We start from the raw sequence: 6,000 nt of genomic DNA, 5'->3' as shown, positions 1-6,000 counted from the left end.
GGCGCAAACGGGATCGCAACGCATGGTGAACGGGCGGTTACTATACACAGCTCAAGTCTTGACGCTGCGTGTAAAGCACTTGCACGGCGAGGAGGATTTGCGCCACGCTACGCTGCAGGATTTTCGCAGGAGGATTGACCCCTATTTGTGCTTCTCAACGAACGCTTTGCACGCCGGGGATAGCTGATCGATCATGCTTTGAAGATCACATTTGCCGATTGGCGTCATTGGGCAAAGCCGTTTGTAATCAGGTCTGCACTCTTTGCCTTGAAAACTCTTAAAAGCTTTTGACTCGGTTACCATGGTGTTCAAAAGTATTCCCGATAGTGCCACGCCAAGGCCGACCACAATGCTTGCTCATAGCCCTCTCCCTTTGTTGCCTCACAATATCATCGCCGACAAAGCGGCGAAGTAGGCAGGCGGCCCGACTGCCGAGCGAGCGGGGTTGCTGTTGGGGCACACGGCAGCCGGGCCATGCCGGAGTCCCTTCCGGCCGCTAATCATGTGCGTATATTAGCCGCAGCGCAAATACCATTTGGTATGAGAAACTCTTACGATAGCCGGCGGCGGCGCACCAACGCATCCTGCTCGCCAGCACCAAGCCGCACCACGTCGAACACCTATCGCGCAAGGCAAGCCAATGACGGACAAGCCCGCCCCACCGTATCACCCAGCGGCGCCCGCCACCAGCAGTCCGTCGCGTGCCCCCACGCGACGGACCTTTGATGAGAGCGGCTACATCCCTAAGGAATCGGCCGCTTGTATTTGTATTGTGAACTGCGGGTCGCGTTAGCCTAATGGCGTGATCGCGTAAGTCATGGCCCTAGTGGCGTCACCGTGCCTGTGCCGTTCCACTGGATGAACGCGGCAGCTAGGCGATATCTGCGGCTGCACGATGCGCCGAACTCCTATATGCTTAGCGGAACGCATGGGAGGGAAGGATGCGCGTCACAAGCCTGTTTTTCCTATCAGCCGGCCTTACGATGCCAATTGCAGCCTACGCTCAAGGCGAAGTCTCGGTCGACGAGGGTTGAAGGTATCCATCACCTGCGGGTGTCACGATTGCCATACCGAAGGCTACAGCGAAACAGAAGGCAAGATTGATCCTGAAAAGGCTTTGATGGGCAGCTCGGTCGGCTGGCGCGGTCCTTGGGGTACGACCTATGCGACCAATCTTCGGATAGATGCTTCGGCAATGACCGAGGGTGGGTTCGTAGGGATGCTGAAGCGCATTAGAACGTCTCCACCGATGCCCTGGTACAATCTTCGAGCGATGGAGGAGAGCGATATGAAATCGCTCTATCGATACATTAGGTCACTCGGCGAACACGGGAAGCCAGCCCAAGCCGCATTCGCTCTGATAAGGACCCGACGACGCCATACGTTCAACTTGTGCCACCGCAAATGCCGAAGAACTGACAAATCTGGCAGTATTGAACGTCATTGGCTGCAGCCATTCACCATTAGCGCCATCTCCGTTAAATCATCCCAAAATCAGAAGGGCGAAGGAACCTTAGTCCAGCGGCCGAGCTTAAACTTCCATGAGCACGCGCGGCATCAACTTCCTCGATAAATGGATCTCCAGCAAGATACCGGAGACGGCCGGCGCCGACGTCATTTCTGTCGGCGGACTCACGGCTCAATTGTTCGCTGACGCAAAGGCGGCCGGCATCAGCAGCGTCGAAATCGAGAAAGAGGTCAGCAGCGTCTACCAATCCATCCTCGATGCGATCGTGCACCACGTTGCCGGCTTGGCGGACTGAGTGGCCTTGCTCTATACCGACGAAATGGGAAAAGGCTGGACCTATCAAACGCAGATCGACGCCAAGATGAAGGTCACAGCGTACTGCCACGCATGCAATCACTCCAAAACGCTTGATCTCGCGATGCTGCGCGACCAGCTGGGCCCGGATGCCCCCGCAATGGCAGACGACATCATGCCAAAACTGCGGTGCGACAAGTGCGGATCAAAGAAGGTCGGCATGATCTATGCGCCAGACGCCGACAAGGTCTCTGGCATGGGCAAGAGCCTCTATTCGAAGGCGAAAGGAACCTAGTTTCGCGAGCGAGCTTAGTTCTCCATGAGCACATGCGGGCATGCCGGAATGAGCGAGCGAGCAACCAGATTTTTGCACCTTTGGATGGAGGCACAAAGCTTGCTCGACGGCGAAAGCTATAGCCAGGCGGAGATCAATGAACTGGCGAAGCACCTCGTGAGCGAGGCCGAGGCTGATGGCATTACTGACGTAGAGATTACCGAGGCATACCGGCGTCTTCACGCTATCCTAATGCGACGACACCATCTATTGCCGACGAAGCATTAGCGTTGAGAGGCTGAGAAAAAGCCGACGTCCCAATTGGTTTTGGGGGTGGGTAAGCGCGGGACGCCGCGGACGCGCTAGAGGGGGCGGAAACGCGCGCTGGTGGGGCCTATTTCCCCCGACGGAACCTATCGCCTTCTCACGCCTTCTTAGGAGGGCCGTCTCGGCCCACCTTGGAGGCGGGATTTGGTTAGCAGCGCGGGGGTAAGGCCATGCCGAGCGGGGTTTTAATTCCGGTTACTGTGACAATCGACGGGGTCAAGAAGACGTTCCCGTCGCTCACACATTTGGCGTCCATGTAGGTTCAAATCCGGCTGCGCCGGCTGCTTGGCGTACTCGCAACCCCGACCGACCAATTCAGGACTGGGTGGACAAGCGGCTCATGCGGAAAGTCAGCAGGGCAGACAATGTTGAGTAGTCCCTCTCAGGACGGCCTGTCGACCGGCCGTTTTCCCTTCGGCGACACATAGCTCTCGACCAGAGCTCTGCATTGCTAGTCCAGCCGCCAATGTCTATTCCGCATCTCCAGCGCCTGCAGGAATGCGTTGGCGGCAGCGTCGCAAGCAACCCTCGACGGTCCATTGACAAAAAGAAGAACCTCGGCAGCCCTCTCTGTCAGTCCGTACTTTTCGGCAAAGGCAGCGACTTCGTAGGGCATCTCACCTGGAATGCTGGAGTGGCGGGGCTTTTGGTTATAGCTGAAGTCACCCACCGCGGCTCTCCTTCGGCAGGCCCAAGCCCAATTGCTGACCCTCTGCGAACGCGCGTGCATAGGACTCGATTTCGAACGTGCTGACATGCGCCTTGCCATTACGCACAACACGGACGAACCACTCGCCTAGGTTTTCTGTAATCTCGACGGAATCGGGGCAGCCGGTATCCGGCTGAAACTCAACCATTTGCTTTCCTCCCTTGCACGGCGAAAGCACCTGAGTTGACTTTCAAGCGTCCGTTTGCCTCGATGGATGCGGACGACCATCGAGTCCTATCCTCAATGTCAGTGCGGGTCGTGATCATATGTTAGGGGGATGCTAAATTAGCGTGCATTCGCCCGCCGCCTCACATATGTTGTGGCCGCCGCTAAAAAAACGTGCGCCTATGGGCAATCATCGGCAACTCTTCGAGGCCCGCCGAGACAGCGAGACAAAGTGTGCTCCCGCCAATGTCGAGGAGCTGAGAATGTCACGTTATTTCTTCCATGTTTTGAACGGCAAGGCCCTTGTCGATGAAGTGGGCGTCGAACTGATCGACTTGAATGCCATGCGAAATGAAGCCATCCGCTCTTCCGGAGAGATGCTAAGCACGGGCCAACAGACGTGGGCCGGCGAGGCCTGGCAGATGGTCGTCACCGACGAAACCGAGACCGTGGTCTTTAGTGTCCGCTACTCGGTCGACCGACATGGCTTGTAGCAGCTCGAACGATCGTTCCGTGATTTGCCAGAGCGCAGCGTGAGCGCTAAACTTTGGCGTAGGGACCTCGGCGATGACCAACGCATTCGTCCGCAAGTTGATGGGCTTCGGGCCGCTGACTGACGCCGACAGGGCGTGGCTGGAGACAGTCACCAAATCGTCTTATGAAGTCGGGACCGACACCGACATTATTCGAGAAGGCGACAATCCGGACCGCGTTCACGTCATCCTCGAAGGCTTTGCTGCGCGCTACAAGGTCACGTTCGAGGGCAAGCGTCAGCTGTTTGCATACTTAATTCCAGGGGACTTTTGCGACCTGCATGTCGCCGTTCTGCGGCGCATGGACCATAGCATCGCAACACTTACGCCGTGCGTGGTTGCGACCCTTCCCACCGCCACCGTTGCGGAACTGACGGAGACGCGACCGGCTCTGGCGCGGGCCTTCTGGTGGTGCTCGCTGGTCGATGAGGCCATCCTGCGGGAGTGGTTGCTGAACATGGGTCAAAGGCCCGCGGCCCAGGGTCTTGCCCATCTCTTCTGCGAACTCCACGCTCGCTTAGAGGCGGTCGGGCTGACAGACGACGGCCATTTCGATCTGCCCGTTACACAGGTTGAACTGGCGGACACGATGGGGTTGTCATTTGTTCACGTCAACCGGAGTTTGGCGGAGCTTCGGAAACAAAACCTCGTCACCCTGCGGGACAACAAGATTGTGATCCCGCACGTAGGCCGGTTGAAAGCTTACGCCGGGTTCGACCCGAGCTATTTGCACATTCGCGTGCCTGCCGGAGGCGACGACTAGCCGCCGGTCCACACCTATGAAAATCCCCTCAATTCAAAAGGCGAAAGGAACCTAGTTGGGGCTGTTCGCTTATGAGCAGATGAGCACACGCGGGATCAACTTCTTTGACCGATGGATGGCTGAGCACCTGCCGAACGTAATAACGGACGATCCTGTCGCTGTGAGCGACCTCGCCGACGAAATGTTCGAGGCAGCCAAGCGTGAGGGCATCGCTGCCGCCGAGATCAACGGCGAAGTCGACAGCGTCTATGCGGTTATCTTCGAGGCGATGCTTCACCGGGATGGCAGTTCGCCCGAACCCGAACTCGCCGTTTTTGACATCATGGCCGGTCGGTTATCCCAGGAAGCAAACATCTCCAAGGAGCAGGCCAGCAATCTGATCGAGCGTATTGGCACCGATTGGGAATCGCTGCTGAACGAAGCCCATTTTATGAAAGAACTTGAAGGCCGACTGGGGAAGGATCCCTAAGCGCAGCCAAACCTGCGTTCGCTCCTGGCCGTCGCGATCGGGAAGGAATGGCGTGAAAGGGTCGAACGGGCGCGCGCATAGGTAGCTTCGATGGAACTAGAGCGCAGCCCGCCCCAGCTGTCGCCGGTTTTGGATACGCTTGCGACAAGCTGGCACTCTCTCAACGCTACGGTTGGCTTAGCCGGCTGAACGAGCGCATTGTGCGCGCACTAACGCTTGCGAAATAAAACCGGTACGACGTGGTGAAAAGCGGTTCCTTCATCGCGGTGTTCGCCACCGGTGATTGCTGCAAACCATGCTGCCGCAGCGCCCAACGCGGAGCCGGCAGCAGTCGCGAAACTAAATATGGCAGTTATGTGGGCCGAAAGGCGCACCATGCTTTCGTTGAGTTGCGCGTCAGCGGGATTGACCACGGCGGCCGCGCCGTGGGCGCCAATCATCGCCAAGAAAAACGCTGCTCCGAGGGTCGCTAGAGCCCAGACTGCGATACCGTGTATGCCATCGCGGAATTCGCTTTCACTTTCGTTGCTATCGCCCCAGCGCGTGCGCATTCGTCCAGCTACGTAACCACCGGCTGCGGAACTTGCTATGGCGACGATCACTACCCAAAGCCCTGCCACCAGCACATTCCAAGAGGCGCCACCGTTAGGAAGAGTTGGAGAACCCAGCGCCAAACCAGCGCTTGACCCAAATTGCAACAGAACCACCGAAATGGCGCAAGCGATGACGCTTCCGCCAAATATGCCTCCCCATTCAAGATAGGACGATGGCGCCACTTTTGGGCTCACTGCAACGCTTTCCGTTGGGTCTATTTTGGCCATGATCTTACCGAAGTCCAAAAAATGATAGAATGAACAAAACGACCACGACGAGGCCAACAAGATAGATTATTCCGTTCACGGCATCCTCCTCCTGATTGCGGACGTCAGACAACGTGTTCGTGATGTTTTGGTTGCAATAGCGGATAACCTTGTCCTGCCGAAATCTTCGTTCGAGTT

Annotated in this window: 8 protein-coding genes; 5 read left to right on the top strand and 3 right to left on the bottom strand. The window is 57.2% G+C overall.

From position 1 onward, the window contains the following. Positions 1 to 1,541: 1,541 nt before the first annotated feature. Positions 1,542 to 1,763 (top strand): DUF768 domain-containing protein, encoded by a 222-nt coding sequence (locus tag ACWTU9_RS31025; protein ID WP_455861641.1) that lies wholly within the window; start codon positions 1,542 to 1,544, stop codon positions 1,761 to 1,763. Further along, positions 1,764 to 2,057 carry a hypothetical protein gene (locus ACWTU9_RS31020; protein WP_455861640.1) on the top strand — a complete coding sequence of 98 codons (294 nt, stop codon included), beginning with the start codon at positions 1,764 to 1,766 and terminating at the stop codon, positions 2,055 to 2,057. A 757-nt stretch (positions 2,058 to 2,814) separates the two neighbouring features. On the opposite strand, the gene ACWTU9_RS31015 is transcribed toward ACWTU9_RS31020, so the two are convergent. Both ACWTU9_RS31015 and ACWTU9_RS31010 read right to left on the bottom strand, forming a co-directional pair. Then, complete coding sequence (locus ACWTU9_RS31015; RefSeq protein WP_454589210.1) at positions 2,815 to 3,033, bottom strand: hypothetical protein; 219 nt, start codon at positions 3,031 to 3,033, stop codon at positions 2,815 to 2,817. Further along, a complete protein-coding gene (locus tag ACWTU9_RS31010) occupies positions 3,026 to 3,220 on the bottom strand; it encodes a hypothetical protein (protein ID WP_455861639.1) in 195 nt (64 codons plus the stop codon). The genes ACWTU9_RS31015 and ACWTU9_RS31010 overlap by 8 nt, the downstream gene beginning before the upstream one ends. A 280-nt stretch (positions 3,221 to 3,500) precedes the next feature. Here ACWTU9_RS31010 and ACWTU9_RS31005 point away from each other — a divergent pair, with 280 nt between their 5' ends. The 3 genes from ACWTU9_RS31005 to ACWTU9_RS30995 all read left to right on the top strand — a co-directional run bounded on the left by ACWTU9_RS31005 (position 3,501) and on the right by ACWTU9_RS30995 (position 5,002). After that, positions 3,501 to 3,731 (top strand): DUF6894 family protein, encoded by a 231-nt coding sequence (locus tag ACWTU9_RS31005; protein ID WP_455861638.1) that lies wholly within the window; start codon positions 3,501 to 3,503, stop codon positions 3,729 to 3,731. A 73-nt stretch (positions 3,732 to 3,804) separates the two neighbouring features. Beyond that, positions 3,805 to 4,533: a Crp/Fnr family transcriptional regulator gene (locus ACWTU9_RS31000; RefSeq protein ID WP_455861637.1), complete on the top strand. Its 729-nt coding sequence runs from the start codon at positions 3,805 to 3,807 to the stop codon at positions 4,531 to 4,533. Between the two features lie 55 nt (positions 4,534 to 4,588). Next, positions 4,589 to 5,002 carry a DUF768 domain-containing protein gene (locus ACWTU9_RS30995; RefSeq protein ID WP_455861636.1) on the top strand — a complete coding sequence of 138 codons (414 nt, stop codon included), beginning with the start codon at positions 4,589 to 4,591 and terminating at the stop codon, positions 5,000 to 5,002. Between the two features lie 209 nt (positions 5,003 to 5,211). Here the strand turns inward: ACWTU9_RS30995 and ACWTU9_RS30990 are convergent, their stop codons facing one another. Further along, positions 5,212 to 5,883: a hypothetical protein gene (locus tag ACWTU9_RS30990; RefSeq protein WP_455861635.1), complete on the bottom strand. Its 672-nt coding sequence runs from the start codon at positions 5,881 to 5,883 to the stop codon at positions 5,212 to 5,214. Positions 5,884 to 6,000: the final 117 nt, after the last annotated feature.

It is taken from the genome of Mesorhizobium sp. 128a, from assembly GCF_053848025.1.
Note: the sequence above shows the minus strand (reverse complement) of the source record. Positions and strands in the feature narration are given on the sequence as shown.